The 26,585-nt window shown below is 45.1% G+C and carries 23 protein-coding genes and 1 other annotated feature; of the genes, 22 read left to right on the top strand and 1 reads right to left on the bottom strand.

The genetic code is table 11. From position 1 onward, the window contains the following. Window positions 1–113 precede the first annotated feature (113 nt). The 21 genes from BHE18_RS07505 (at window position 114) to pyrE (ending at window position 21,356) form a co-directional block, all read left to right on the top strand. Window positions 114–395 (top strand): YlmC/YmxH family sporulation protein, encoded by a 282-nt coding sequence (locus BHE18_RS07505; RefSeq protein WP_071617948.1) that lies wholly within the window; start codon window positions 114–116, stop codon window positions 393–395. Window positions 396–453: 58 nt separating this feature from the next. After that, a complete protein-coding gene (gene pgeF / locus BHE18_RS07500) occupies window positions 454–1,272 on the top strand; it encodes a peptidoglycan editing factor PgeF (protein ID WP_083573658.1) in 819 nt (272 codons plus the stop codon). Between the two features lie 4 nt (window positions 1,273–1,276). Beyond that, on the top strand, window positions 1,277–1,951 hold the full coding sequence (locus BHE18_RS07495) for a YggS family pyridoxal phosphate-dependent enzyme (RefSeq protein ID WP_071617947.1): 675 nt from the start codon (window positions 1,277–1,279) through the stop codon (window positions 1,949–1,951). A gap of 16 nt (window positions 1,952–1,967) precedes the next feature. Then, window positions 1,968–2,417 carry a cell division protein SepF gene (locus tag BHE18_RS07490; RefSeq protein ID WP_071617946.1) on the top strand — a complete coding sequence of 150 codons (450 nt, stop codon included), beginning with the start codon at window positions 1,968–1,970 and terminating at the stop codon, window positions 2,415–2,417. Window positions 2,418–2,425: 8 nt separating this feature from the next. Next, entirely contained in the window at window positions 2,426–2,689 is a 264-nt protein-coding gene (locus BHE18_RS07485) for a YggT family protein (protein WP_071617945.1), read from the top strand. Window positions 2,690–2,787: 98 nt separating this feature from the next. Next, the gene (locus BHE18_RS07480; RefSeq protein WP_171910671.1) at window positions 2,788–3,558 is read left to right on the top strand and encodes an RNA-binding protein; all 771 of its coding nucleotides are present in this window, start codon (window positions 2,788–2,790) and stop codon (window positions 3,556–3,558) included. A 91-nt stretch (window positions 3,559–3,649) separates the two neighbouring features. Then, a complete protein-coding gene (locus BHE18_RS07475) occupies window positions 3,650–4,165 on the top strand; it encodes a DivIVA domain-containing protein (protein ID WP_032088916.1) in 516 nt (171 codons plus the stop codon). Between the two features lie 50 nt (window positions 4,166–4,215). Further along, window positions 4,216–4,459, top strand: a binding site (T-box leader). Between the two features lie 99 nt (window positions 4,460–4,558). Then, window positions 4,559–7,330, top strand: a complete 2,772-nt coding sequence (gene ileS / locus BHE18_RS07470; RefSeq protein ID WP_071617944.1) for an isoleucine--tRNA ligase — start codon at window positions 4,559–4,561, stop codon at window positions 7,328–7,330. Between the two features lie 427 nt (window positions 7,331–7,757). Then, entirely contained in the window at window positions 7,758–8,039 is a 282-nt protein-coding gene (locus BHE18_RS07465; RefSeq protein WP_071617943.1) for a hypothetical protein, read from the top strand. A 91-nt stretch (window positions 8,040–8,130) separates the two neighbouring features. Further along, window positions 8,131–8,631: a signal peptidase II gene (gene lspA, locus BHE18_RS07460; RefSeq protein ID WP_071617942.1), complete on the top strand. Its 501-nt coding sequence runs from the start codon at window positions 8,131–8,133 to the stop codon at window positions 8,629–8,631. Then, on the top strand, window positions 8,597–9,508 hold the full coding sequence (locus tag BHE18_RS07455; RefSeq protein WP_071617941.1) for an RluA family pseudouridine synthase: 912 nt from the start codon (window positions 8,597–8,599) through the stop codon (window positions 9,506–9,508). The genes lspA and BHE18_RS07455 overlap by 35 nt, the downstream gene beginning before the upstream one ends. Window positions 9,509–9,701: 193 nt before the next feature. Then, on the top strand, window positions 9,702–10,247 hold the full coding sequence (pyrR, locus tag BHE18_RS07450) for a bifunctional pyr operon transcriptional regulator/uracil phosphoribosyltransferase PyrR (protein ID WP_071617940.1): 546 nt from the start codon (window positions 9,702–9,704) through the stop codon (window positions 10,245–10,247). 146 nt (window positions 10,248–10,393) lie between these two features. Then, complete coding sequence (locus BHE18_RS07445) at window positions 10,394–11,725, top strand: uracil-xanthine permease family protein (protein WP_071618275.1); 1,332 nt, start codon at window positions 10,394–10,396, stop codon at window positions 11,723–11,725. A 145-nt stretch (window positions 11,726–11,870) separates the two neighbouring features. Further along, window positions 11,871–12,749 carry an aspartate carbamoyltransferase catalytic subunit gene (locus BHE18_RS07440; RefSeq protein ID WP_071617939.1) on the top strand — a complete coding sequence of 293 codons (879 nt, stop codon included), beginning with the start codon at window positions 11,871–11,873 and terminating at the stop codon, window positions 12,747–12,749. Window positions 12,750–12,764: 15 nt separating this feature from the next. Next, window positions 12,765–14,051: a dihydroorotase gene (locus BHE18_RS07435; RefSeq protein WP_071617938.1), complete on the top strand. Its 1,287-nt coding sequence runs from the start codon at window positions 12,765–12,767 to the stop codon at window positions 14,049–14,051. Continuing rightward, window positions 14,048–15,139, top strand: a complete 1,092-nt coding sequence (locus tag BHE18_RS07430; RefSeq protein ID WP_141771822.1) for a carbamoyl phosphate synthase small subunit — start codon at window positions 14,048–14,050, stop codon at window positions 15,137–15,139. Before BHE18_RS07435 ends, BHE18_RS07430 begins: the two co-directional genes overlap by 4 nt. Then, window positions 15,132–18,344: a carbamoyl-phosphate synthase large subunit gene (gene carB / locus BHE18_RS07425; RefSeq protein WP_071617937.1), complete on the top strand. Its 3,213-nt coding sequence runs from the start codon at window positions 15,132–15,134 to the stop codon at window positions 18,342–18,344. Before BHE18_RS07430 ends, carB begins: the two co-directional genes overlap by 8 nt. Then, window positions 18,341–19,117 carry a dihydroorotate dehydrogenase electron transfer subunit gene (locus BHE18_RS07420; protein WP_071617936.1) on the top strand — a complete coding sequence of 259 codons (777 nt, stop codon included), beginning with the start codon at window positions 18,341–18,343 and terminating at the stop codon, window positions 19,115–19,117. The genes carB and BHE18_RS07420 overlap by 4 nt, the downstream gene beginning before the upstream one ends. Then, on the top strand, window positions 19,114–20,055 hold the full coding sequence (locus BHE18_RS07415; RefSeq protein ID WP_071617935.1) for a dihydroorotate dehydrogenase: 942 nt from the start codon (window positions 19,114–19,116) through the stop codon (window positions 20,053–20,055). The genes BHE18_RS07420 and BHE18_RS07415 overlap by 4 nt, the downstream gene beginning before the upstream one ends. Then, window positions 20,027–20,731 carry an orotidine-5'-phosphate decarboxylase gene (gene pyrF, locus BHE18_RS07410; RefSeq protein WP_071617934.1) on the top strand — a complete coding sequence of 235 codons (705 nt, stop codon included), beginning with the start codon at window positions 20,027–20,029 and terminating at the stop codon, window positions 20,729–20,731. Before BHE18_RS07415 ends, pyrF begins: the two co-directional genes overlap by 29 nt. A 1-nt stretch (window position 20,732) precedes the next feature. After that, window positions 20,733–21,356 carry an orotate phosphoribosyltransferase gene (pyrE, locus tag BHE18_RS07405; RefSeq protein ID WP_071617933.1) on the top strand — a complete coding sequence of 208 codons (624 nt, stop codon included), beginning with the start codon at window positions 20,733–20,735 and terminating at the stop codon, window positions 21,354–21,356. Window positions 21,357–21,413: 57 nt separating this feature from the next. Here pyrE and BHE18_RS07400 read toward each other — a convergent pair whose 3' ends face one another. Further along, window positions 21,414–23,117: an Rqc2 family fibronectin-binding protein gene (locus tag BHE18_RS07400; protein ID WP_071617932.1), complete on the bottom strand. Its 1,704-nt coding sequence runs from the start codon at window positions 23,115–23,117 to the stop codon at window positions 21,414–21,416. Between the two features lie 654 nt (window positions 23,118–23,771). Here BHE18_RS07400 and BHE18_RS07395 point away from each other — a divergent pair. After that, window positions 23,772–26,450: a cation-translocating P-type ATPase gene (locus BHE18_RS07395; RefSeq protein ID WP_071617931.1), complete on the top strand. Its 2,679-nt coding sequence runs from the start codon at window positions 23,772–23,774 to the stop codon at window positions 26,448–26,450. Window positions 26,451–26,585 lie beyond the last annotated feature (135 nt).

Below are 26,585 nucleotides of genomic sequence, written 5' to 3'. Positions count from 1 at the left end.
AAAAGGCAGATCCTTAATTCCGGGGTCTGCCTTTCTTTTTCCTGCATACAATATAATACGGTGAATGATGTTTGCGCCGGGTGACATTCAAAAGCATGCAGGAGGGGAATCGCTTGGTACGAATTTCTGAATTCCAAATCAAAGATGTTGTGAATATATCGGATGGAAAGAAACTGGGGAATATAGGGGATATTGAAATCAACCTGGATACAGGTAGGATTGAAGCCATCGTAATCGGAACCGGCGGCAAATTATTGGGGTTCTTTGGAAAGGAAGAAGATGTTGTCATCCCTTGGAAAAGTATCGTGAAGATTGGTGAAGATGTCATCCTTGTTCGACATAAAGAGAGTCACTATATACAAGGACAGCTTGAGGAACCTAAAGAATCTCCTTGAAAAATGACGAATATTCAGTATCTGTGGTACACTTATAAAAAAAGAAGGAGATCAACTCGTGTCTAAAGATCCTTTTTATAAAGAGACGGAATCCATATATACCATTAAGGCCTGGACTGATGATTTCCCGGGGCTGAAAGCGGGCATAACCACCAGAAATGGAGGGGAAAGCAAAGGCTGCTATGCGTCATTGAATATGGGACTTCATGTCGGTGACGAAAGCTATGATGTTGTAAAGAACAAGGGAAAGATTGCTCAATCCCTTCACTTTCCTTTGGACAAATGGACAGCTGCCGAACAGACCCATGGAAACAATGTCCATACAGTGGATCCTTTAGAGCGTGGAAGGGGAAGTACGAATTATTCCACTAGTATTAAGGATACGGATGGTTTTGTTACAAGTCACAAAGGTATTCTATTGACGATGTGTTATGCAGATTGTGTGCCTCTCTATTTCCTTGATAAGCATACCGGTAAGATCGGGGCTGCGCATGCCGGCTGGAAGGGTACAGTAGGGAAAATCGGGCCGGCCGTAATCACGAGATTCCTGGAGACAGGGTCAAGGGTGAGTGATATTGAAGCCGTCATCGGCCCCTCCATATGCCGAAATTGCTATGTTGTCGATGACAGAGTGATGGATGGAGTAAAAAAAGTACTAGAAGATGGGGGCGACTTACCCTATAATTTAAAGGAAGAGGGACAGTATCATCTGGATTTGAAGGAAGTGAACAGGCTTTTGCTTCTTCAATACGGTCTGGATGAGGAACAAATCCATACTTCTGGTTATTGTTCTTCCTGCAGCGATGATTTTTATTCTTTTCGGAGAGATGAAGGGAATACAGGAAGAATGATGAGTTTTATCGGCTGGAAGGAGTAATGAAATGAAAGTAGCAGAAAAACTGGAATTGATAGAAAATCAAATAAAAGAAACTTGTTCGGAAATTGGAAGGAACCCTGATGAAATCAATATTGTTGCTGTAACGAAATATGTTTCAACAGAAAGAGCCGAAGAGGCCATTCAGGCAGGCTTGATTCATTTGGGTGAAAACAGGGACTCGGGACTTTTAGAAAAATGGGAAGTATTAAAAGGCCGGCCGCGGTGGCATTTCATCGGAACACTGCAATCGAGGAAGGTCAAGAATATTATTGATAAAGTTTCATACATACATTCTTTGGACAGGCTTTCCCTTGCCAAGGAAATCGACAAAAGGGCAGACAAGCCCATATCTTGTTTCGTTCAGGTGAATGTATCCGGCGAGGATTCGAAACACGGCATGGAACCGCAGGAAGTAGAAGGATTCATCAGGAGCCTCAAGGATTATCCTGCTGTTAAGGTGGTCGGCTTGATGACAATGGCGCCTCATACCGATGATGAGCATTTCCTGCGAAAATGCTTTCGCTCGTTAAGGGAGCTTCAGGAGAACATTCATTCCTTGGATTTACCATATGCACCATGTACAGAGCTATCAATGGGGATGAGTAATGATTATAAGATTGCAATAGAAGAAGGAGCCACTTTTATCCGTATTGGATCAGCGTTAGTTGGAAATGACTGAGAGGGGATGTACGCAAATGGGCATAAAATCTAAATTGAAAACGTTCTTTTTACTGGATGAGGAAGAATATGATTATGAAGAAGATGAGAGATACGAAGAAGAATTCGAGGAGAAAAAGAAAATGAAAACCCAACCTTCCGCACAAACAAAACAGAATGTAGTCAGTCTTCAGAGCGTCCAAAAATCCTCCAAAGTGATACTTTTGGAACCAAGGGTTTATGCAGAGGCCCAAGAGATTGCCGATCATCTGAAAAATAGAAGGTCCGTCCTTGTGAACCTCCAAAGAATCCAGCATGATCAAGCAAAGCGTATCGTTGATTTCCTGAGCGGTACCGTTTATGCAATAGGAGGGGACATCCAGCGTGTAGGCATGGATATTTTCCTCTGTACACCGGATAATGTGGAAGTGAGCGGGAACATTTCTGAGTTCCTGAAAGAAGAAGACATATCTGATTCAAGGTGGTAATGTAAATTATGGCATTTGTTTTTGACGTTTTATCTACACTCATTCAGCTTTATTCATGGGCATTAATTATTTATATATTAATGTCATGGTTCCCGAACGCCAAGGAATCATCCATTGGTCAATTTCTTGCGAGGATCTGTGAACCTTATCTCGAACCATTCAGAAGGTTCGTGCCTCCGCTTGGAATGATCGATATTTCGCCAATCGTTGCATTCATTGTGTTGAATTTGGCTCAGATGGGCCTTCGCCAACTATTCTTATGGTTCATCTAGATCTGTGAGTTGTAAAAATGAAAGAGCTGAAACATAAAAACCAGTTTCAGCTCTTTCATTTTTCAGTTAGTGCACTCAAAAAGGTACAAAGAGGTGAAATGATGTCCATTCATCAACATTTCAGGCAGGAAGAAAAAGAATTTGTCGATGGGGTCCTTGCATGGAGAGAACAGGTGGAAAACCAATACGCACCAAAGCGGACGGACTTTCTTGACCCCAGGCAGCAGCATGTCCTGCAATCGATCATCGGCCAGAACGACGAGGTGAAGCTCTCTTTTTATCCTGAAAGTACAGAAAGAAAAAGGGCGCTTTTGTATCCCTCCTATTTCCACCCTGTGGAAGAAGATTATGGTATACGGTTATTTGAGATTGAGTACCCGGGCAAGTTTGTTACAATAGAACACAAGCATGTGTTGGGAAGCATAATGTCACTGGGGTTGAAGCGTGAGAAATTCGGGGATATCCTTACAGGCGACGATAAGATCCAGCTGTTACTGGCTGAAGAAATATCAGAGTATGTCAGGATGGAATTAACTCATATTGGAAAAACAAAGGTGGCATTACAGGAAGTCTCTATGAATGAAGTGATTGAAACAAAGGAAGAATGGCATGAGAAGGTGACCACCGTGAGTTCCCTGAGGCTTGATGCAGTTATGTCTGCAATTTATAATATCTCACGGCAAAAAGCTCAGACCTATATCAAAAGCAATCTTGTGAAATTGAATTGGAAGATTACCGAAAATGCCTCCCTCGAAGTCGAAGCAGGCGATGTTCTATCAGTAAGAGGTTTCGGCAGAAGTAAGCTGATTTCGATAGAAGGAAGGACAAAACGCGAAAAATGGCGCATTTCTTTGGGGATTTTGAAATAATTTAAAGAAAAATAAAGGAATTTACCCACAAGTTGTCGAAATTTTAGTTATAATAAAAAATGTAATTCAACAAGTACTGGAGGTGGCTCCCATGCCTTTAACGCCGTTAGACATACATAACAAAGAATTCAGCCGTGGTTTTCGCGGCTACGATGAGGATGAGGTCAATGAATTTTTAGACCAGATCATCAAAGATTATGAGATCCTTATCCGTGAAAAGAAAGAAACTGAGGAACGGCTGAATGCGTTGAATGAACGTTTAGGTCACTTTACAACCATTGAGGAAACCCTCAACAAATCCATCGTCATCGCTCAGGAAGCAGGGGAAGAAGTAAAACGGAATGCTACTAAGGAAGCAAAATTGATCATAAAAGAAGCAGAAAAAAATGCTGACAGGATTGTTAATGAATCATTGTCAAAAGCCAGAAAGATTGCAATTGAAATTGAAGAACTTAAAAAACAGTCAAAAGTATTCCGTACACGCTTCAAGATGCTGATCGAAGCTCAGCTGGATCTTCTGGGTACAGATGATTGGGATAAGCTGATGGAATTCGATTTGGATGCCACTGAATTAAAAACATTGAAAGAAGAAGAGACACTGTCTTGACGAAAGCTGCGTTCTTTTCATATAATTAAAAAACAATCTTATTTGCCATTACAAAAGCTGTGATAGGGACAGTACGTTTCTACTTTCATTCCTATATAGCGAGCCGGGGATGGTGGAAGCCCGGTAAGGAGATAGTTGCGGAAAATCACCCTTGAGCTCCATGCATGAAATCCCCAATGCAATTGGGATGACTAGTGTTTGGCGTTTATTCACGTTACGAATGAAACGAGTGAAAATATCCTGCTGGATATTTTTATGAGGGTGGTACCGCGGGAAAGCTTTCTCGTCCCTTTTCAGGGATGAGAAAGCTTTTTTTTGTTGTACTGATATGATTAAACACCTAAGAAAGTAGAAAAGATGGCAATAACGATCATGCTGAAGGAGGATTTAGCTATGGAGTACAAAGATACTTTATTGATGCCGAAAACAGAGTTCCCGATGAGAGGGAACCTGCCTAAAAGAGAACCTGAAACACAACAGAAGTGGGAAGAGATGGATATTTACAAGAAGGTACAGGAACGGACACAGGGCCGTCCACTGTTTGTCCTTCATGACGGACCTCCCTATGCAAATGGGAACCTCCACATGGGGCATGCCCTGAATAAGATCTTGAAGGACTTCATCGTACGATACAAATCGATGAACGGGTTCCACGCACCATATGTGCCGGGCTGGGATACTCACGGTCTTCCGATCGAGCAGGCACTTACAAATAAAGGTGTAAAAAGAAAAGAAATGACCGTTGCAGAATTCCGTAAGTTATGTGAGGAATACGCATATGAGCAAGTTGATATCCAGCGCACTCAATTTAAACAGCTGGGCGTGCGCGGAGACTGGGAAAATCCTTATATCACATTAAAACCAGAATACGAAGCACAACAAATCAAAGTGTTCGGTGATATGGCGAAGAAAGGGTATATCTATAAAGGGAAAAAACCTGTCTATTGGTCCCCTTCAAGTGAATCTGCTCTTGCTGAAGCAGAAATCGAATATCAGGATAAGCGTTCACCATCCATTTATGTTGGGTTCAGCGTGACCGATGGAAAAGGCATCCTGGAAACCGGCACTCAATTCATCATCTGGACGACAACTCCATGGACGATTCCGGCGAATCTTGGGATCGCGGTCCACCAGGATCTCACATACGCTGTTGTATCCGTCAATGACCACACCTATGTCGTTGCGGAAGATCTGCTCGAAGATGTTGCAGAAAACCTTGAATGGGCAGATTACAACGTAACGAAAAATGTCAAAGGCGCAGAGCTTGAGCGCATGAAAGCGAAACATCCGATTTATGACCGTGAATCACTTGTAATCCTTGGTGATCACGTTACAACTGACTCAGGTACAGGGTGTGTACACACGGCTCCCGGTCACGGGGAAGATGACTTCCTTGTCGGTAAAAAGTACGGATTGGACGTATTGTGCCCTGTTGATGATAAGGGTGTAATGACTTCTGAAGCACCCGGATTCGAAGGTCTATTCTATGACAAAGCAAATAAACCTATTACTGAAAAGCTTGAGGAAGCCGGGGCATTATTGAAGTTGAACTTCATCACGCACTCATATCCCCATGATTGGCGTACGAAGAAGCCGGTTATTTTCAGAGCTACAGCTCAATGGTTCGCTTCCATCGATAAGTTCCGTGATGAGCTCCTGCAGGCTGTTAAGGATACAAAATGGGTGCCAAATTGGGGGGAGACACGCCTCTTCAATATGGTAAGGGACCGCGGAGACTGGTGTATTTCAAGACAGCGTGCCTGGGGTGTTCCGATCCCGGTCTTCTACGCTGAAAATGGCGAAGAAATCATCACGGATGAAACGATTGATCACGTATCTGCATTATTCAGAGAACATGGTTCAAATATCTGGTTTGAAAAAGAAGCGAAAGACCTTCTTCCAGAAGGATTTACCCATGAAGGAAGCCCGAATGGAGTTTTCACTAAAGAACAGGATATCATGGATGTCTGGTTTGACTCCGGGTCTTCCCATCAGGCAGTGCTGGAAGCACGTGATGACCTGCAGCGCCCTGCAGACCTCTACCTTGAAGGTTCCGATCAGTATCGCGGCTGGTTCAATTCATCCCTTACGACAGGTGTGGCAGTAACAGGAAAAGCACCTTATAAAGGTGTTCTGAGTCATGGATTTGCACTGGATGGAGAAGGCAGAAAGATGAGTAAATCACTTGGAAACGTGGTTGTGCCGGAAAAAGTCATGAAACAACTCGGAGCAGATATCCTGCGCCTATGGGTGGCTTCAGTCGATTATCAATCAGATGTCCGCGTATCTGATCCGATTTTGAAACAAGTGGCTGAAGTATACAGAAAAATCCGTAACACGTATCGATTCCTTCTTGGGAACCTGGCTGATTTTGATCCAAAAGCCGATTCAGTATCTTATGATAATCTTCGTGAAGTAGATCAGTTTATGATGGTCAAACTGAATGATCTGGTTAAAAATGTTAAAAAATCATATGACAACTACGAATTTGCAAGCATTTACCATGCGGTCAATAACTTCTGTACATTAGACTTGAGCTCATTCTATCTTGATTTTGCAAAAGATGTATTATATATCGAAGCCAAGGACAATTATGAGCGTCGGGCGATGCAGACTGTATTGCATGAGGCTTTGGTTGTTCTTGCGAAATTGATGTCACCTATCCTTTCTCATACCGCAGACGAAGTTTGGGCCCATGTCCCAGGAGCAGAGGGAGATAGTGTACAATTAACGGATATGCCGGAATTGAAGGAATTGTCTAATGCCGAAGAGCTTAAGAAAAAATGGAATGCATTCCTGGAACTGCGTGACGATGTATTGAAAGCTCTCGAAGAAGCACGAAACCAAAAAGTGATTGGTAAATCATTAACGGCAAAAGTGACTCTTTACGTTGATGATGAAACAAAATCCTTACTGAATTCAATTTCAGAAGACCTGAAGCAATTGTTCATCGTTTCAGCTATTGAAATCGGCGGTGGAGCAAGTGATGCGCCGGAACACGCTTTAACAGTCGGTCAAAACAACATTGTCGTTGAAAAAGCCAAAGGCGAAACATGTGATCGCTGCTGGGTTGTCACTACCACAGTCGGAGAAGACAAAGATCACCCGGAACTATGCACGCGATGTGCTTCCGTAGTTAAAGAAAACTATTCTCATTTAGCATAAAATATATGTTAGTGATTGGGACATAAATTGTCTTGGTCTTAGCAAAACCCTAACTAATTTGCCTCAGGTAAGCAAAATAGTTAGGGTTTTTTTGTTTAAATGTACAGTTAAATGTTAGCCCTTTCCAGCGATTGATTGGAGTGCAAGACGAAGACTCCTGCGGGAAGAGTAGCTAATGTGAGACCCCGCAGGAGCGCAAGCTCTGAGGAGGCTCACGGGCTACCCGCGGAAAGCGAAGTCTTGCACGGAAATCATTAGCGGAATTGTAACAGAACCAATTATGTTTTGGCTTTTTTAATAATGAAATCATTGACAAATTTCTCAAAATGGCGCGGTTATGTCATTGAACGGCCCACTTCCATAATTACTATATCTTGCAAGACAACTTTATTTTGCTTTCCTCCATACTATTAATGGAGGGATCAAGATGACATATGACCGATACACATCCATCATACAGGAATTGACAGCGTCTTTAAAAGAGCTGGAGGCAAGTCGATCTCAACACCCGCTAATCCAACATTTTATCAATGAGGAAATTTCAGATGTCAAGCATGCGCTTCATCTTGCATCTCAGGATCGTTTCGGACTCTGTGAGATGAGCGGCGAAGAAATTCCCTTTGATCTGATCAAAATGAACCCGACTGTTACTTCATTGAGAGAGGTTCATGACTGGAGGCAATACGGGAAAATACATTTGGGAAGGTAAACAATCTTTTCTCTAGTATTAAGTGTCTTTATTTTATTGTTTATGCTAAAATGCAAAGGTAATCATTTCTTACGATGTGGAGGTTGCCTTTGTGTTTTATTATTTAGTGGCTTTGGTTGTAATTGGATTGGATCAGCTGACGAAGTGGTTGGTTGTGAAAAAGATGACAGAAGGGGAAAGTATAGAAATCATCCAAAACGTTTTCTACTTGACCTCTCATCGGAATCAAGGTGCTGCATGGGGAATACTCCAGGGGCAAATGTGGTTTTTTTACATTATTACGTTAATAGTTATTGTAGGTATTGTGTATTATATGCAGGTCCATGCAAAAGGCAGGGCTTTATTCAGTATAAGCCTCGCATTTATGCTTGGAGGGGCGATTGGAAACTTTATTGACCGTATCTTCCGAAAAGAAGTAGTCGATTTTTTGAATACATATATTTTTTCCTATGATTTCCCGATATTCAATATTGCCGATGCAGCATTGACAATTGGAGTGGCACTATTAATCATATACATGTATCTGGACGAACGAAAAGCAAAGAAGGAGAAACAGAATGGAAGTAATTCAACATATCATACAACAGAATGAGCAGGGTGAACGTATCGATAAGATTGTCAGCGGATTGAATAAAGAATGGTCCCGGTCACAGGTCCAGCAGTGGATCAAAGACGGCCATATTAAAGTGGATGAAGAAAAGGTCAAGCCAAACTTCAAATGTCCGGCTGAATCAACAATTACAGTTACGATCCCCGAACCCGAAGGACTAGATGTCGAACCGGAGAATCTTCATCTGGACATCACATATGAAGATTCGGATGTCATTGTAGTCAATAAGCCAAAGGGGATGGTTGTCCATCCAGCACCCGGCCATTATTCCGGTACGATGGTGAATGGACTGATGTATCATTGTAAAGATCTTTCAGGCATCAATGGTGTATTAAGACCGGGCATCGTACATCGAATCGATAAAGATACATCCGGTTTATTGATGGTTGCAAAGAATGACCTTGCACATGAACATCTTGTCAATCAGCTCGTGGCAAAGACGGTAACGAGAAAATACACAGCCATCGTCCATGGAACGATCCCTCATGAATACGGGACGATTGATGCTCCGATCGGCCGGGATCCAAAAGACCGCCAGAGTATGACAGTCGTGGATAACGGTAAGAATGCCGTCACTCACTTTAAAGTACTGGAACGATTCAAGGACTTCACGTTGGTACAGTGTGAACTCGAAACAGGCAGGACCCATCAAATACGCGTCCATATGAAGTATATCGGTTATCCACTGGCAGGAGACCCTAAATACGGACCCCGGAAAACGCTGAATATAGACGGACAGGCACTTCATGCCGGCGTTCTCGGCTTCAACCATCCAAGGACGGATGAATATATGGAATTCCAGGCAGAGCTGCCAAAGGAATTCATGCTGTTGTTGACGCAGTTGAAAAATAACCATTGACAAACGCGGCGGCAGCCTGTACCATTTAGTTAATTGAATAACACCTTTAATACGGTCCCGTGAGGCTGAGAAGGAGCAATGTACGACAAATTACTGGCGTGCAGTGATTATGAAACGATAAGTGTGCCCTCTCATCCAAACGGTGAGAGGGATTTTTTATGGATATAAAAATCAGGTGAAAAGAGGTGCAGTCATGACTAAAAAAGCTACGGTATTGGATCAGCCCGCAATCAGGAGGGCATTGACGCGTATCGCCCATGAAATCATCGAACGGAATAAAGGAATCGAGAACTGTGTCCTCGTCGGCATCAAGACCAGGGGGATCTACATTGCAAAACGCCTGGCAGAACGCATTCATGATATAGAAGGAGAGGAGATTCCTGTCGGTGAAATCGACATTACACTTTACAGGGATGATCTCAGCAAAAAGACGGAAGATAATGAGCCGGAAGTGAAGGGATCGGATCTCCCGGTGGATATCACTAATAAAAAAGTCATCCTGATTGATGACGTACTTTTCACAGGGAGAACGGTTCGTGCAGGCCTTGATGCTCTGATGGACCTCGGAAGGCCAAGCCAGATCCAGCTCGCTGTCCTGGTAGACAGGGGTCACCGTGAGCTTCCGATCAGGGCGGACTTTGTCGGAAAGAACATCCCGACTTCAGGCTCTGAAAAAATCATGGTTTCACTTTCGGAAGTAGACGGGGAAGAACAGGTCACCATACATGAAAAAGAATAAAGGATAATCCTTTTAAAATCGGTCCAGAGAGGCAGACAAAGGATGGGAATGAAGTGCTGAAGGCCTTCTTATACCCTCTTTGTGCCCTCTTACAGGACAAAGAGGGTTTTTTTATGGGAAAAAGAGATTCAAGGGAGGAACAAGCAATGAATGAAAATCAAAAAATAGTTCTTGATGTAGAAGAAAGACCGAATCCGGGGAAATGGCTTACGCTTAGCATACAGCATCTTTTTGCCATGTTCGGAGCAACGGTATTGGTTCCTTTCCTGGTAGGGTTAAGCCCGGGCGTTGCCCTGATATCAAGCGGATTGGGAACGTTGGCATACCTGCTCATCACAAAAGGCAGGATTCCGGCCTACCTCGGGTCATCCTTTGCCTTCATCGCACCGATCCTTGCAGCGAAAAGTCTGGGCGGGCCACAGGCTGCCATGATGGGAAGCTTCCTGGCAGGGATTGTCTACGGAATAGTGGCACTGCTTATTTCAAAACTGGGGTTAAAATGGCTAACCCGAATTCTGCCGCCGATTGTGGTCGGCCCTGTCATCATGGTCATCGGTCTTGGTCTTGCAGGTACTGCAGTCAACATGGCGATGTATGAGAACCCGGGTGCAGAGAATCTGGTTTACAGCAACACGCATTTCATGGTAGCACTGGCAACACTCGCGATCACGGTAATCTGCTCGATTTACTTCAAAGGCTTCCTGGGAATGGTCCCGATACTTGCAGGGATCGTGGGAGGATACATCATTGCGGTATTCGCAGGACTGGTTGACTTCCAGAAAGTCATCGACGCACCATTCTTTCAGATGCCGGACTTCTTCATCCCGTTTGCAGACTATACGCCAAGCTTCTCTTGGGAAATCGTCTCGATCATGGTGCCGGTAGCGCTCGTCACACTCGCAGAGCATACGGGTGACCAGATGGTATTGAGCAAAGTGGTAGGCAGGAACTTCATTGAAAAGCCGGGACTTCACCGCTCGATTCTCGGAGACGGGGTTGCAACTGTGATTGCATCCATGCTCGGAGGACCGCCAAATACGACTTACGGTGAAAATATCGGAGTCCTCGCCATCACACGGGTATTCAGCGTATTCGTCATAGCCGGTGCCGCGGTGCTTGCAATCGCATTCGGGTTCATCGGAAAAATCACGGCACTGATCGGTTCGATTCCTTCAGCGGTAATGGGTGGTGTCTCGATCCTGCTGTTCGGAATCATCGCATCCAGCGGTCTTCGCATGCTGATCGACAATAAAGTGGACCTTGGGAACAAGCGCAACCTGGTGATCTCTTCTGTCATCCTTGTCATCGGTGTAGGAGGAGCATTCGTAAAAGTGAACGATGAAGTTTCACTATCGGGAATGGCACTGGCTGCGATTGTCGGAGTAGTATTGAACCTGGTCTTACCGGGAAGAGAAGAAAGTGAAGGAAATCAAGATTTATTCAAAGAAGAACAATCTTCAAAAAGTGAAGTTGCATAGAACCACCTTTTAAATTAGTCCAGAGAGTCTACAAGGGTGAAATTGAACGGGACAGGGGAGCAGTGTACCCCCAGGTCACCATGTACGTATGTTCAAAACCACCCTGTCTAACCTTGACAGGGTGGTTTTTTTAGGAGGGTCCATTGTGAAGGATTTATTGACAATGAATGAATTGGCACCAGAAGAAATCATGAACATCCTTGACCAGGCGGAAAGATTTAAAGATGGAGAGTCCTGGAATCAAGGAACGTCTAAATATGTGGCGAACCTTTTCTTTGAAGCAAGTACAAGGACCAAATGCAGTTTTGAAATGGCAGAAAGAAAGCTGGGGCTTGAAGTCATTCCTTTCGAAGCTCAAACATCAAGTGTCCAAAAAGGTGAATCCTTATATGACACAGTTCGGACCCTTGAAGCAATCGGGGTGGAAGCAGTCGTCATCAGGCACGACCTGGAGCGCTACTTTGACGAACTTGGAGGCTTGAAAACCAAGGTGATTAACGGTGGCGACGGATGTGGGAACCATCCTACTCAGTGCCTTTTGGATCTCCTGACGATACGTCAGGAATTCGGTGGATTTGAAAATCTGCAAGTGGCAATCATTGGTGATATTGCACACAGCCGGGTAGCGCGCTCCAATGCAGAGGCACTGACAAAATTGGGAGCGAAAGTCGTTTTTTCGGGACCGCGGGAATGGTTCCCGCCTGAATATCAAGACAGTTATATGACAGTCGATGAAAGTATCGCTGCGTCAGATGCAGTGATGCTTCTGCGGATTCAGCATGAGCGTCACAGCAGCACTTCCCTTCTTACCAGGGAAGAATATCATGAAAGCTTCGGTCTGACTGTCAGCAGAAAAGAAAGAATGAAAGAAAAAGGGATCATCCTGCATCCCGCACCTGTCAACCGAGGGGTCGAGATAGCAGATTCTCTGGTGGAATGTGATCAATCAAGAATCTTCAAGCAAATGGAAAATGGAGTTTTTATAAGGATGGCAGTCTTAAAAAGAGCGCTGGAAAACAACTAATAGGGGGAATATCAGATGAGCTGGATCATTCGGAACGCAAGTATATTAAATGAAAACGGAGATACAGAGAAAATTGATATCAAGGTCCAAGGAAATAAAATCACCGCGATGGGTGCTGAACTCACAAGCGGCGATCATCAGGAATTCGAAGCAGAAGGGTTACTGATATCCCCTGGATTTGTCGACCTCCATGTTCATTTGAGGGAGCCGGGAGGAGAACATAAAGAAACAATCAAGACAGGAACGGAAGCTGCTGCAAAAGGTGGTTTCACAACCATCGCGGCCATGCCTAATACGAGACCTGTACCTGACTCGGAAGAAACGCTTAAAGCATTGAATGAAAAGATTTCAGAAAAAGCCAGCATACGCGTCCTTCCATACACTGCGATCACTGAAAGACAGACGGGCAGGAAGCTGAATGACTTTAAAGCATTGAAGGAAAATGGAGGATTTGCCTTTACAGATGACGGTGTGGGAGTCCAGTCTGCAGGGATGATGCTTGAAGCGATGAAACAGGCAGCAAGCATCGGGGCATCAATTGTCGCACATTGTGAAGAGAACACACTCATCAACAAAGGAGCGGTTCACGAAGGTGAATTTTCAAGAAAACATGAAATCCCCGGGATCCCATCTGTGTGTGAAGCCGTACATATCGCGCGGGATGTGCTGCTGGCAGAAGCAGCCGGCGTTCACTACCATGTGTGTCATATCTCAACGAAGGAATCGGTAAGGGTGGTAAGGGACGCAAAACGGGCCGGTATCAATGTCACGGCTGAAGTAACACCTCATCACCTCCTTCTTTGTGAAGATGATATACCGGGACTTGATCCAAATTTCAAGATGAATCCCCCGCTTCGAAGCAAAGAAGATCGGGAAGCTTTGATTGAAGGATTATTGGATGGCACGATTGATTTCATTGCTACTGATCACGCCCCCCACACTGAAGCTGAAAAATCAGAGGGAATGCAGCTGGCGCCATTTGGGATTACAGGACTTGAAACAGCATTTCCGCTTCTTTATACAAACTTCGTTGATAAAGGGATTTTTACACTGAAGCAATTAGTCGATTGGATGACGATCAAACCAAGCAAGGCTTTCAACCTCCCATTCGGACGCCTGGAAGTCGGAGGGGAAGCTGATTTCACCCTCGTTAACTTATCAGAGAAGAAAACGGTGGATCCCGGTCAATTCGTATCCAAGGGGAAAAATACACCATTTAAAGGCTGGGAGTGCAAAGGCTGGCCTGCAGCCACATTTTATCAAGGATCCCTTGTATGGGGAAAAGGAGGAAATGAAGAATGAAAAGACAACTCATATTGGACGACGGGACAGTATTCATCGGGGAAGGTTTCGGGGCGAATGAAGAAACGATCGGTGAGGTTGTATTCAACACAAGTATGACTGGCTATCAGGAGATTCTTTCGGATCCATCCTATTGCGGACAGCTTGTTACATTGACGTATCCACTGGTGGGGAACTACGGAATCAACAGGGACGACTTTGAATCGATCACTCCCGCCATCAAAGCATTCATCGTGAGGGAAGTGGCTGATTTTGCTTCGAACTGGAGAAACGAATCGACGCTCGATGAGCTGCTGAAAGTGAAAGGGATCCCGGGGCTTGTGGGAATCGATACAAGGAAGCTGACGCGCATCATCAGAAAGCACGGTGCCATGAAAGGGATTCTGTGTTCTGCGGAAATGGACACAGACGAGATGCTTGAGAAACTTCAGCGGTCTTCTCTAAGAAGGGATCAAGTAGAGCAGGTTTCTACGAAAACGGCTTATGCCAGCCCGGGAAGAGGATTCAGGGTCGTCCTCATGGACTTTGGAATGAAACACGGAATCCTCAGGGAACTGAACAAACGGGATTGCGACGTCATTGTCGTTCCTTACAATACGTCAGCAGAAGAAATTCGCAGGCTGCAGCCTGACGGAATCATGCTGTCAAATGGACCGGGGGATCCGAAAGACGTCCCTCAGGCGATAGAGACAATCAAATCGCTGATTGGGGAGATTCCTCTCTTTGGAATCTGCCTCGGGCATCAGTTATTCGCGCTTGCTTGCGGAGGGGATTCTTTCAAGATGAAGTTCGGGCACCGCGGAGGCAATCATCCGGTGAAAGACTTGAAAACAGGGAAAGTGGCACTGACTTCACAAAACCACGGATATGCAGTGGAAGAAAAGTCCCTTGCAGGAACAAGGCTCGAAGTTACTCATATCGCAATTAATGACGACACGGTTGAAGGATTGAAACACCTTGACTATCCAGCATTCACTGTACAATATCATCCGGAAGCCTCCCCGGGGCCGGAGGATTCTAACTATCTATTCGATGACTTCATGAAATTAATGGAAGAGGAAAAAAGAAAGGAGCTTCAACATGCCTAAACGTACAGACATTAAGAGCATTTTAGTAATTGGAAGCGGACCGATCATCATAGGACAGGCGGCGGAATTCGACTATGCGGGGACCCAGGCCTGTATCGCCCTTAAAGAAGAAGGATACCGGGTCATTTTGGTCAACTCCAATCCGGCAACGATCATGACCGACGCTGAAATGGCTGACAAAGTCTATATTGAGCCTTTGACACTCGAATTCGTCAGCAGGATCATCCGTAAAGAACGCCCGGATGCCGTCCTGCCGACGCTCGGTGGACAGACTGGCTTGAATCTGGCTGTTGAGCTTTCAAAATCAGGAGTCCTGGAAGAATGCGGAGTTGAAATACTCGGGACGAAACTATCTGCCATCGAGAAAGCCGAAGACCGTGATTTGTTCAGGAGTCTGATGAACGAACTACATGAGCCGGTACCGGAAAGCGAGATCATACGCAGTGTGGAGGAAGCCTTTCATTTTGTCGATGGAGTGGGATTCCCGGTCATCGTCAGACCTGCTTACACTCTTGGCGGTACGGGGGGCGGAATCTGCCACAATGAAGAAGAATTGATCGAAATCGTCAGCTCCGGGTTAAAATACAGCCCTGTGACTCAATGTCTTCTTGAAAAGAGCATAGCCGGATTTAAAGAAATAGAGTACGAAGTGATGAGAGATGGTGCCGATAACGCAATCGTCGTATGTAACATGGAAAACATCGATCCTGTCGGTATTCATACCGGCGACTCCATCGTTGTGGCACCGAGTCAGACATTGAGCGACAGGGAATATCAGATGCTGCGGAACACCTCCCTGAAAATCATCCGTGCGCTTGGGATCGAAGGAGGCTGTAATGTTCAGCTGGCACTTGATCCAGACAGTTTTCAGTATTACATCATCGAGGTGAATCCGAGGGTGAGCCGTTCATCCGCACTTGCATCAAAAGCGACCGGATATCCGATTGCCAAGCTTGCCGCAAAAATCGCAGTCGGTCTCACACTGGATGAAATGATGAACCCGGTTACCGGTAAAACGTATGCCGCCTTTGAACCTGCCCTTGATTATGTTGTGACAAAAATACCGCGCTGGCCTTTCGATAAATTTGAAGCAGCCAAACGTAACCTGGGCACGCAGATGAAAGCAACCGGTGAAGTGATGGCGATCGGCAGGACATTCGAGGAATCACTGCTGAAAGCGGTCCGCTCGCTTGAGAGCAATACTTATCATCTTGAGTTAAGCGACGCTGATAAGATGACGGATCAATGGATTGAAAAGAGGATCCGCAAGGCGGGAGATGAACGGCTCTTTTATGTAGGGGAAGCAATAAGAAGAGGAGTCGGGATCGAGACCATCCATGAGTGGAGTAAAATCGATCTGTTCTTCCTCTATAAAATGAATAGAATTATAGAATTTGAAAAAGAATTGATGGAGTCTCCATTTCATCCTGAAATCGCTCAAAAAGCGAAGCGTATGGGCTTCGCTGATATTACGATCGCGAAACTGTGGAACAGCACAGAAAATGAAATCTATCAGTGGAGAAGGGAAAACAGTCTTCTCCCGGTATACAAAATGGTCGATACTTGTGCAGCGGAATTTGAATCAGAGACACCATATTTCTACGGGACATTCGAGGAAGAGAATGAATCCAGGGTCACTGAAAGAGAAAGTGTCATTGTACTGGGGTCAGGTCCCATCCGCATCGGGCAGGGAGTGGAATTCGACTATGCGACAGTCCATTCCGTATGGGCAATTAAAGAAGCGGGGTATGAGGCGATCATCGTAAACAACAATCCGGAAACTGTATCCACGGACTTCAGTATCTCGGATAAGTTATATTTCGAACCTCTGATAGTGGAGGATGTCATGCACATCATAGATTTGGAGAAGCCAAAAGGGGTAGTGGTCCAATTCGGAGGACAAACTGCGATCAACCTGGCGGAGGAATTGGTGAAAAGGGGAGTCACGATTCTCGGTACTTCCCTCGAAGATCTGGATCGTGCCGAAAACCGCGACAAATTCGAGCACACGCTAAATGAGCTGGGGATACCGCAGCCGGATGGGAAAACGGCGGTATCTGTAGAGGGAGCGCTTGAAATTGCTGAATCAATCGGGTATCCAGTACTGGTAAGGCCTTCATATGTCCTTGGCGGAAGAGCAATGGAGATTGTATACAGAAAAGAAGAACTTCTTCACTACATGGAAAACGCAGTTAAGGTCAATCCTCAGCATCCGGTACTGATCGACAGGTACCTGATCGGTAAAGAAATCGAAGTGGATGCGATTTCGGACGGGGTCGATGTAGTGGTGCCAGGGATCATGGAGCATATCGAACGCGCGGGCGTACACTCCGGGGATTCAATAGCAGTGTATCCTCCTCAGCAGCTGACGCAGGAACAGAAAGAAACATTGGTGGACTACACGGCGCGTCTGGCAAAAGGATTGAATATCGTCGGTCTGCTCAACATCCAATACGTCATCTCAAAAGGTGAGGTTTTTGTTCTGGAAGTGAACCCGCGTTCGAGCAGGACCGTGCCGTTCATCAGTAAGATCACAAATGTGCCGATGGCGAATATGGCAACAAAAGCAATCCTTGGCATCTCCCTTAAAGAGCAGGGGTATGAGTCCGGTTTAATCCCTGAAAAGCAGGGAGTATATGTGAAAGTCCCGGTATTCTCATTTGCAAAACTGAGAAGAGTGGATATCACATTGGGTCCTGAAATGAAATCCACAGGGGAAGTCATGGGGAAAGACTCCACTTTGGAGAAAGCACTGTACAAAGGCATGGTCGCTGCAGGGATGGAAATGAAGGAGCACGGATCCGTCTTGATGACAGTGGCGGATAAAGACAAGGAAGAAGCGGTATTATTAGCGAAACGCTTCGTGAATATCGGTTATCAGATCCTAGCAACGAAGGGAACCGCTCAACACTTGATGAATGCAGGGATTGGTGTTAAGGAAGTAGATAAGATCGGTTCTGAGGGTCCCACACTGCTTGACATCATTCAAAGCGGAGAGACACAGCTTGTCATCAACACCCTTACTAAAGGGAAGCAGCCGGCCAGGGACGGCTTCAGGATCCGGAGAGAATCAGTGGAAAATGGAGTGCCATGTCTAACTTCTTTAGATACGGCAGAAGCGATCTTGCGGGTCATCGAGTCCATGACCTTCTCGGCAGAGGCACTGCCGGCGTCGCCGGAGAAAAGAAAGGCGGTTCATCAATGATCGTAAACGACCAGATGAAGGTGGCTTCCCATGAACAGATTGCAAAGAATATTTTTGAATTGGTCCTTCAAGGGAAAATGGTGAATCAAATAAAGGCCCCAGGACAATTTGTCCATGTGAAAGTCGGGACGGGGATCGACCCTCTGTTAAGGAGGCCTATCTCCATTGCAGCACACAACCAAGAAGATCAAAGCATGACATTGATTTACCGTGCGGAAGGCAGGGGGACAAAGCTTCTATCCCTCGCTGAGATCGGGGGAACAGTCGACATTCTGGGACCGCTTGGGAATGGGTTCCCGGTGGAAGATGGAGAAAATAAGACCGCATTATTGGTAGGCGGGGGAATCGGTGTTCCTCCCCTCTACGGTCTTTCCAAAAGTTTGACCTCTAAAGGTTGGGAAGTAAAACACATCCTGGGTTTTCAAGACCGGTCTGTCAGCTTTTATAAAGAGCGATTTGCGGAACTGGGTGAAACGTATATTGCCACAGTGGATGGATCGCTCGGGATAAAAGGGTTTGTCACCGATGTCATTCAAAAGGAAGCACCCGATTTTGATGAGTATTTTTCATGCGGGCCGACACCGATGCTAAAAGCATTGCAATCCAATTTAGAGATGAAAAGCGGCTTCATTTCCCTTGAGGAGAGAATGGGGTGCGGAATCGGGGCATGTTTTGCATGCGTATGTCACAAACAGGACGATCCCGCCGGGTACAGTTATGTGAAAGTATGCAGTGATGGACCGGTATTTCCGGCAGGGGTGGTGCAATTATGAGCAGGTTGGAAATTGAATTACCAGGATTATCGCTGAAAAACCCCGTCATGCCGGCTTCAGGGTGTTTCGGGTTTGGACGCGAGTACAGTCAATTCTATGACTTAAGTGAACTTGGCGCAATCATGATAAAGGCAGCCACGGAAGAACCGCGCTTCGGGAACCCCACTCCTCGTGTAGCGGAAACAAATGGGGGGATGTTAAATGCCATCGGGCTTCAAAATCCGGGGCTCAAAGGGGTTATGGACAATGAACTTCCATGGCTATCCCAATTTGATGTCCCAATCATTGCCAATGTGGCAGGTTCAAAAATGGAAGATTATGTTGAAGTGGCAAAAGAAATTTCAACAGCTTCCAATGTAAAAGCACTGGAACTGAATATTTCATGCCCGAATGTTAAAACGGGCGGAATCGCATTCGGGACCATTCCGGGAGTGGCAAAGGAACTTACGGAAAGAGTTAAAGAGGTGTCGGAGGTCCCGCTTTATGTAAAGCTTTCACCGAATGTCTCCAACATTGTTGAAATGGCCAAGGCAGTTGAGGCAGGCGGAGCGGACGGTTTGACGATGATCAATACTCTCCTGGGAATGAGACTGGATATCAAAACGGCAAAGCCCGTATTGGCCAATAAAACAGGCGGTTTATCCGGACCTGCGATCAAGCCGGTTGCAATCAGGATGATCTATGAAGTAAGCCAGGCAGTAGACCTTCCGATTATAGGGATGGGCGGCATTCAGACAGCCGAAGATGTCATTGAATATTTTTATGCAGGTGCGAGTGCGATTGCCGTCGGGACAGCTAATTTCGTCGATCCTTTTGTATGTCAGCGGATCATTAACGAACTTCCTGCATTACTTGATGAACTTGGAGTGAATCATATTTCCGATCTTACCGGAAGGAGCTGGGGAAAGAATGAATCAAAAACCATTTATAGCTCTTGATTTTCCGACGTGGAAAGATACTTCTTCATTTCTGGAATTATTCGATGAGAGTTTGAATGTAAAAGTTGGCATGGAACTATATCTTCAGAACGGTCCTGTCATTATCGAAAACATATTGAATAAAAACCACCGTATATTCCTTGATTTGAAACTCCACGATATCCCCAACACAGTGTATGGGGCGATGAAGGGTCTTGCCCAATATGATCTGGAACTGCTCAATGTCCATGCGGCGGGGGGCAAGGCAATGATGGAAAAGGCTTTGGAAGGTCTTGATGCTGGGAGACCAGCAAATCATAATTGTACAAAACTGATAGCGGTGACACAATTAACATCCACCTCGGAAAAGCAGATGAGGGATGAACAGCTGATTGCTCGATCAATCAATGATTCAGTCTTGCATTATGCGAGTCTCGCAAAACAGTCAGGGCTCGATGGAGTGGTATGTTCACCTCACGAAGCCATGCTGATCAAGGAACATTGCGGGGAGGATTTTTTGAGGGTTACCCCGGGCATCAGACTATCTGACGATGAAAAGGGAGATCAGCAAAGAATTACAACCCCTGAAAAAGCCAGGGAAATGGGAGCTTCGTTAATCGTAGTCGGAAGAAGCATCACCAAAGCAGAAAATCCACAACTCGCTTATGAACAAGTTGTAAAAGAATGGGGGGCTTGAAATGAAAAAAGAAATTGCTAATAAACTATTAGACATCGAAGCAGTCTTTTTAAATCCTGCAGAGCCTTTTACATGGTCATCCGGGATAAAGTCGCCGATCTATTGTGATAATAGATTGACAATGTCCCATCCCTCGGTGAGAAAAGAGATTTCAAGCGGCCTTTCAGAGATGATAAAAGAAAACTTTCCCGAAGCTGAAGTGATAGCCGGTACTGCAACAGCAGGGATTCCGCATGCAGCCTGGGTAAGTGAAAACCTGAACCTTCCGATGTGTTATGTCCGATCCAAAGCGAAGGCACATGGAAAAGGAAATCAAATCGAAGGTAAAGTCACTGCAGGCCAAAAAGTAGTGGTAGTAGAGGATTTGATATCAACAGGCGGCAGCTGCATTACTGCAGTTGAAGCATTAAGGGATGCAGGGTGTGAGGTGTTGGGGGTTGCCGCCATCTTCACTTACGAACTTGAAAAAGGCAAAGCAATGCTCGAAGAACATAACATCAACGCTCATGCATTATCAGATTATTCCAGTTTACTTAAAGTGGCACTCAAGCGTTCAATCATCAGGGAAGAAGAGTTGGAAAAATTGAATGATTGGAAAGAAAATCCCGAAGCATGGGGAAATTAATCCAAAAAGCACTATTACCGGGGAATTGGTAATAGTGCTTTTTCTTTACAACCTTTATCAATCTTTTAATGAACGTACAAGGTCCATATCAGGAGTAACATAAACTGTCTGCTGCCCTTCATAAATGACAAACCCGGGCTTTGCTCCCTTTGGCTTCTTGACCTGTCTGACAGTGGTGAAATCCACTGGAACCGAACTTGATTCCCTTGCTTTGCTGAAATATGCAGCGATATTGGCTGCTTCTTTGATTGTTTGTTCGGAAGGGTCGTTACTTTTAATCACCACATGAGACCCCGGTATATCCTTGGTGTGCAGCCAAATCTCATCCCGGCCAGCGGATTTATTTGTTAAATAATCATTCTGCTTGTTGTTTTTTCCTACTAAGATTTGAATTCCGTCACTTGAAGTGTAGCTTTCAAGTACAGGCTTACCATTAGATTTCTTCTTTTTCGTCTGCTTACGCGCCCTCAGGTAACCTTCTTCCTCTAACTCTTCCCGTATTTCCTCTACGTCCTTTGTGGAGGCTGATTCAAGCTGCTGAAGCAGCCTCTCTAAATAAATGATTTCTTCTTCTGCCTTTTCAATTTGCTCATTCACAATATCAATCGCATTTTTCGCTTTTTGATAACGGGAGAAATAAAGCTGAGCATTTTCAGAAGGAGATTTCTGGGGATTAAGAGGGATGGTGATGCTCCCCCCGTCCTCGTCATAGTAATTCGCGACACTGACTTCAGTCATTCCTCTTTCCACTGCATATAGATTTGAAGTGAGAAGTTCGCCTAATAACTGAAAGCGGTCAGCCTGTTCGGCATCTTTCAACGTTTGCTTCAGCTTTTCGATTTTATTTACGTTTTTATCCCGTTCATTCCGGATAAACCGCTCCAGGTCGTTTCCTTGCTGTTTTACGCGATCCCTTGCCGCTTTTTGATAGAAGAAACGATCCAGCAATTCACTTAATGAAGAAAAGGCAAGCTTTTCACCTTCCACATGTTCAAGGGACGTCCAATAGAATATTTCTTTCTCCCCCATGATAAGAGTGGGGGAAACTTGATTTTCTTTGGATTTCCTAACTAAATCAAGGAAGGACTGGGCAATTTCAGACTGTTTGCCAAGCCCGGCATGGTAAGTCACTTCTTTTGCAAACAACGGAGAGATACCCGCGAATGAATGAACGATTTGTTTATCCAGCTTCCCGGCGTTGAAGTCGAGGGCCCTCAGCACGTCTTCACTTGTTGCTTCCAGCGGGTTTCGTTTGTCCTGCTTCGGCGGCATGACATACTCATGTCCAGGTAATACGGTCCGGTGCGTATTCATGCTCGGAGAAATATGCTTGATGCTGTCCAGGATCATATTTCTTCCTTTATCGACTAATATGATATTGCTGTGCCTTCCCATTATTTCAATAATCAGCTGTTTATAGGATACATCCCCGATTTCATTTCGTCCTTTTACTTCAAAAACAATCATCCGGTCGAGTCCCGATTGTTTGATATCTTCAATGAAATACCCTTCCAGATGCTTGCGGAGAAGCATGCAGAACATAGGAGGGACTGACGGGTTCTCATAATCTTCTTGAGTAATCTGAACCCTTGAATAACTCGGGTGGGCGGATAAGAGAAGCTTATGGTTCTTACCGTTCGCCCGCACGATCATGATGATCTCATTCTTATAAGGCTGATGAATCTTATTGATCCTCCCGTTCATCACCCCATCCTTCAATTCCTTCGTCATAGCTCTCGTAAACAATCCATCAAATGACATAACCAACATCCTCTTCAAAATAACGTATTTTTATATAATCTCTTGAAAATCTTTATATTTACTGATTTTTTATCATTGACCGTTTCTTTGCGCTCCAGGCACTTGCTTTCCGCGGGGAGGAAGTCGAGCCTCCTCGGCGTTCCGCCTGCGGGGTCTCGATCTTTCCTCTAATTCCCGTCGGAGTCAAGTGCCTTCCGCTCCAATCCACTCTCTATTAATCAATATAGAATCAACCTTATCATTTTTCTTAGTTAGAATATCAAAAAAAAATAATTTTCGTTGCTGTTTGTCTAATTATTGCTTCTAAATCTTTAATACTTACCAGCTTGCGCTAAGTTAATCTCGTGCTAAATATCCTACCGTCTCCAGCTGTTGGTTGGAGTGCGAGACGAAGACTCCTGCGGGAGAAGTGGCCAAAGTGAGACCCCGCAGGCGAAGCCGAGGAGGCTCACGGGTCACCCGCGGAAAGCGAAGTCTCGCACGGAAACCAACAGCGGTGATCAGCACCGATGACTTCCTAAGAAACAATGGCGATTAATTCTGCCAAGCCTAAAATTCATAATTAAATCATATCATTTTTTAGGACGAGTCTGAATAAGAATGCTAAGAGAAGAACAACTTTTCGTTATCGTAGGAGGAGAGTGAATTGGTTGAATGAAATATCATGAGATGAGACAGGAAGATATAGAAAAGTCATTGAACACTAATTATACCAATGGATTATCAGAAGAAGATGTATCCCAAAGACGGAAACAATTCGGCTATAACCAACTTGAAGAAGCGGAAAGACAATCAAATTTATTATTGTTCTTCAGCCAATTTAAAGATTTCATGGTACTTGTTTTATTGGCGGCCACCCTTATTTCAGGTCTGTTGGGAGAATATATTGATGCGGTAGCCATCATTGCAATAGTGCTTATCAACGGATTCCTCGGGTTCTTTCAGGAACGCAAAGCTGAAAAATCGCTGCAGGCACTTAAAGAGCTGTCGGCCCCCCAGGTGAACGTCCTGCGTGATGGAAGCTGGGTTAAAATCCTTTCCAGGGAAGTGACCGTAGGGGACATTATCCGCTTTGGGAGCGGAGACCGTATAGGGGCGGATGTCCGCCTCATCAATGCCAATAACCTTGAAATTGAAGAATCTGCTTTAACGGGTGAATCAGTTCCTGTTGCGAAGTCCACTAACCCAGTCACAGGGGATCATGCCAGTCTTGGGGATCTGGAGAATATGGCTTTCATGGGAACCATGGTTACCAGGGGGAACGGTGCAGGTGTCGTAACGGCAATCGGAATGAAAACGGCGATGGGCCAGATTGCGGATATGCTTCAAAAAGCGGAATCTATGGTCACGCCTTTGCAGCGGAGACTTGAAGAATTAGGAAAGATCCTCATTACCGTCGCTTTGATCCTTACTGCCCTCGTTGTAGGAGTCGGAGTGATCCAGGGCCATGATATTTATACAATGTTCCTGGCGGGTGTGTCGCTGGCTGTGGCAGCCATACCGGAAGGCCTTCCTGCGATCGTGACGGTAGCCCTGTCACTGGGTGTACAGAGAATGATTAAAAAGAAAGCGATCGTCAGAAAGCTTCCTGCTGTGGAAACCCTGGGCTGTGCTTCAGTTATCTGTTCAGATAAGACAGGGACCCTTACTCAGAATAAGATGACCGTCACACATCTGTGGAGCGGAGGAAGGACCTGGTCTGTAACCGGTACAGGTTACGAACCGGATGGGCAGTTTTACAGCGGTGAGGAAAAGGTTTCGCCGAATAACCAGAAAGCTCTCAATCAGTTGCTGACATTCGGGATGCTCTGTAATCACGCTGAAATAGTCACCAGGGATAATAGCTTTGCAGTGGATGGCGACCCTACTGAAGGGGCCCTGCTGGTCGCCGGATTAAAAGCTGGATTAAACAGGGAAACCCTGCTTCAAAAATTTAAAGTCATAAAAGAGTTTCCCTTTGATTCTACTAGGAAGATGATGAGCGTCATCGTAATCGATCAAAATGGAAAACAATTTTCGGTAACAAAAGGAGCCCCTGATGTGCTTGCTGCCAAAAGTGAGTCCATCCTCTGGGATGACAGGCTTCAAATGAAAACGGTTGATTTGTTTAAAGAGGTAGAGTCGGCAATCGGTGAAATGTCATCAAATGCCCTTAGAAATATCGCGATTGCTTATAAACCGTTAAACGGTATAAAAGCTGAAACTTTAAATGAAAAAGACGTGGAAGAAGGATTTACTTTCATCGGGCTGCAAGGCATGATCGATCCGCCAAGGCCGGAAGTGAAGCAGGCAGTCGGGGAATGTAAGGCTGCAGGGATTAAAACGGTAATGATAACGGGAGACCATGTCTTGACCGCAAAAGCCATCGCCGCCCAGTTAGGTATTTTGAAAAAGAATGATAAAGTGCTCGATGGTAAAGCCCTGAATGAAATGGACGTGGAAGAACTGCAGGAAGTAGTAGAAGATGTCTCTGTATTTGCCCGTGTCTCCCCCGAGCATAAATTAAAAATTGTCAAGGCATTACAGAACCGGGGGCATGTGGTTGCCATGACAGGGGATGGCGTGAATGATGCCCCGGCGATAAAATCAGCTGATATCGGAGTGGCTATGGGGATTACCGGAACGGACGTGGCAAAGGAATCATCTTCACTTGTACTTCTCGATGATAATTTTGCAACGATAAAATCTGCCATTCAGGAAGGGCGCAACATATATGAAAATATCAGGAAGTTCATCAGGTACCTCCTCGCATCCAATGTAGGGGAAATCCTGGTCATGCTCTTTGCCATGCTGCTGGCACTTCCGCTTCCGCTTGTACCTATTCAGATATTATGGGTCAATCTTGTCACTGACGGACTCCCGGCAATGGCCCTTGGGCTTGATAAACCGGAAGATGATGTAATGAAGAGAAGACCGCGGAACATGAATGAAGGAGTATTTGCTAGAGGCCTAGGATGGAAGGTGGTTTCAAGGGGGTTCCTGATCGGTCTTGTCACCCTCTTCGCATTCATACTCGCTTACAAGGCTCATCCAGATCATCTTGCATATGCCCAAACAGTGGCTTTTGCAACGTTGGTAATGGCTCAATTGATTCATGTATTCGACTGCCGCAGTGAAGTATCGGTATTTTCCAGGAATCCTTTCGGCAATATGTATCTTGTCTGGGCCGTCCTTTCATCGCTTGTATTGATGCTGCTGGTCATTTACATCCCGTCCCTGCAGCCGATTTTCCATACCGTCCCGATCGAACTGAAGGACTGGATGCTTATCATCGGTTTAAGCTCGGTACCTACGTTTTTGCTGGCGGGGTCATTTTTTGCAAGAAAAAAATAGTGGAATGTGGTATAATCCAAAAGGTAATAGAGTTTTGTCCTCTATTACCTTTTTTCATATTTTCCGACTGTTCATTTTGATTCCCGCCAAGAAAGTAAGCCGGGAGTTTTTATACATATCGAACAACATTACATA

The sequence above is a fragment of the Rossellomorea aquimaris genome (genome assembly GCF_001877785.1).
Classification (GTDB): domain Bacteria; phylum Bacillota; class Bacilli; order Bacillales; family Bacillaceae_B; genus Rossellomorea; species Rossellomorea aquimaris_A.
This window is presented reverse-complemented; position numbering and strand designations above follow the sequence as displayed.

Coding starts and splice junctions, on each gene's coding strand:
- BHE18_RS07445 (WP_071618275.1), top strand. CDS start 10,394: ATGAATGAAAATCAAAAAATAGTTCTTGATGTAGAAGAAAGACCGAAT.
- BHE18_RS07400 (WP_071617932.1), bottom strand. CDS start 23,117: ATGTCATTTGATGGATTGTTTACGAGAGCTATGACGAAGGAATTGAAG.
- carB (WP_071617937.1), top strand. CDS start 15,132: ATGCCTAAACGTACAGACATTAAGAGCATTTTAGTAATTGGAAGCGGA.
- pyrE (WP_071617933.1), top strand. CDS start 20,733: ATGAAAAAAGAAATTGCTAATAAACTATTAGACATCGAAGCAGTCTTT.
- BHE18_RS07480 (WP_171910671.1), top strand. CDS start 2,788: ATGATGTCCATTCATCAACATTTCAGGCAGGAAGAAAAAGAATTTGTC.
- BHE18_RS07420 (WP_071617936.1), top strand. CDS start 18,341: ATGATCGTAAACGACCAGATGAAGGTGGCTTCCCATGAACAGATTGCA.
- BHE18_RS07395 (WP_071617931.1), top strand. CDS start 23,772: ATGAAATATCATGAGATGAGACAGGAAGATATAGAAAAGTCATTGAAC.
- BHE18_RS07435 (WP_071617938.1), top strand. CDS start 12,765: ATGAGCTGGATCATTCGGAACGCAAGTATATTAAATGAAAACGGAGAT.
- ileS (WP_071617944.1), top strand. CDS start 4,559: ATGGAGTACAAAGATACTTTATTGATGCCGAAAACAGAGTTCCCGATG.
- BHE18_RS07475 (WP_032088916.1), top strand. CDS start 3,650: ATGCCTTTAACGCCGTTAGACATACATAACAAAGAATTCAGCCGTGGT.
- BHE18_RS07415 (WP_071617935.1), top strand. CDS start 19,114: ATGAGCAGGTTGGAAATTGAATTACCAGGATTATCGCTGAAAAACCCC.
- BHE18_RS07495 (WP_071617947.1), top strand. CDS start 1,277: ATGAAAGTAGCAGAAAAACTGGAATTGATAGAAAATCAAATAAAAGAA.
- pyrR (WP_071617940.1), top strand. CDS start 9,702: ATGACTAAAAAAGCTACGGTATTGGATCAGCCCGCAATCAGGAGGGCA.
- pyrF (WP_071617934.1), top strand. CDS start 20,027: ATGAATCAAAAACCATTTATAGCTCTTGATTTTCCGACGTGGAAAGAT.
- BHE18_RS07430 (WP_141771822.1), top strand. CDS start 14,048: ATGAAAAGACAACTCATATTGGACGACGGGACAGTATTCATCGGGGAA.
- BHE18_RS07465 (WP_071617943.1), top strand. CDS start 7,758: ATGACATATGACCGATACACATCCATCATACAGGAATTGACAGCGTCT.
- BHE18_RS07455 (WP_071617941.1), top strand. CDS start 8,597: ATGGAAGTAATTCAACATATCATACAACAGAATGAGCAGGGTGAACGT.
- BHE18_RS07490 (WP_071617946.1), top strand. CDS start 1,968: ATGGGCATAAAATCTAAATTGAAAACGTTCTTTTTACTGGATGAGGAA.
- BHE18_RS07485 (WP_071617945.1), top strand. CDS start 2,426: ATGGCATTTGTTTTTGACGTTTTATCTACACTCATTCAGCTTTATTCA.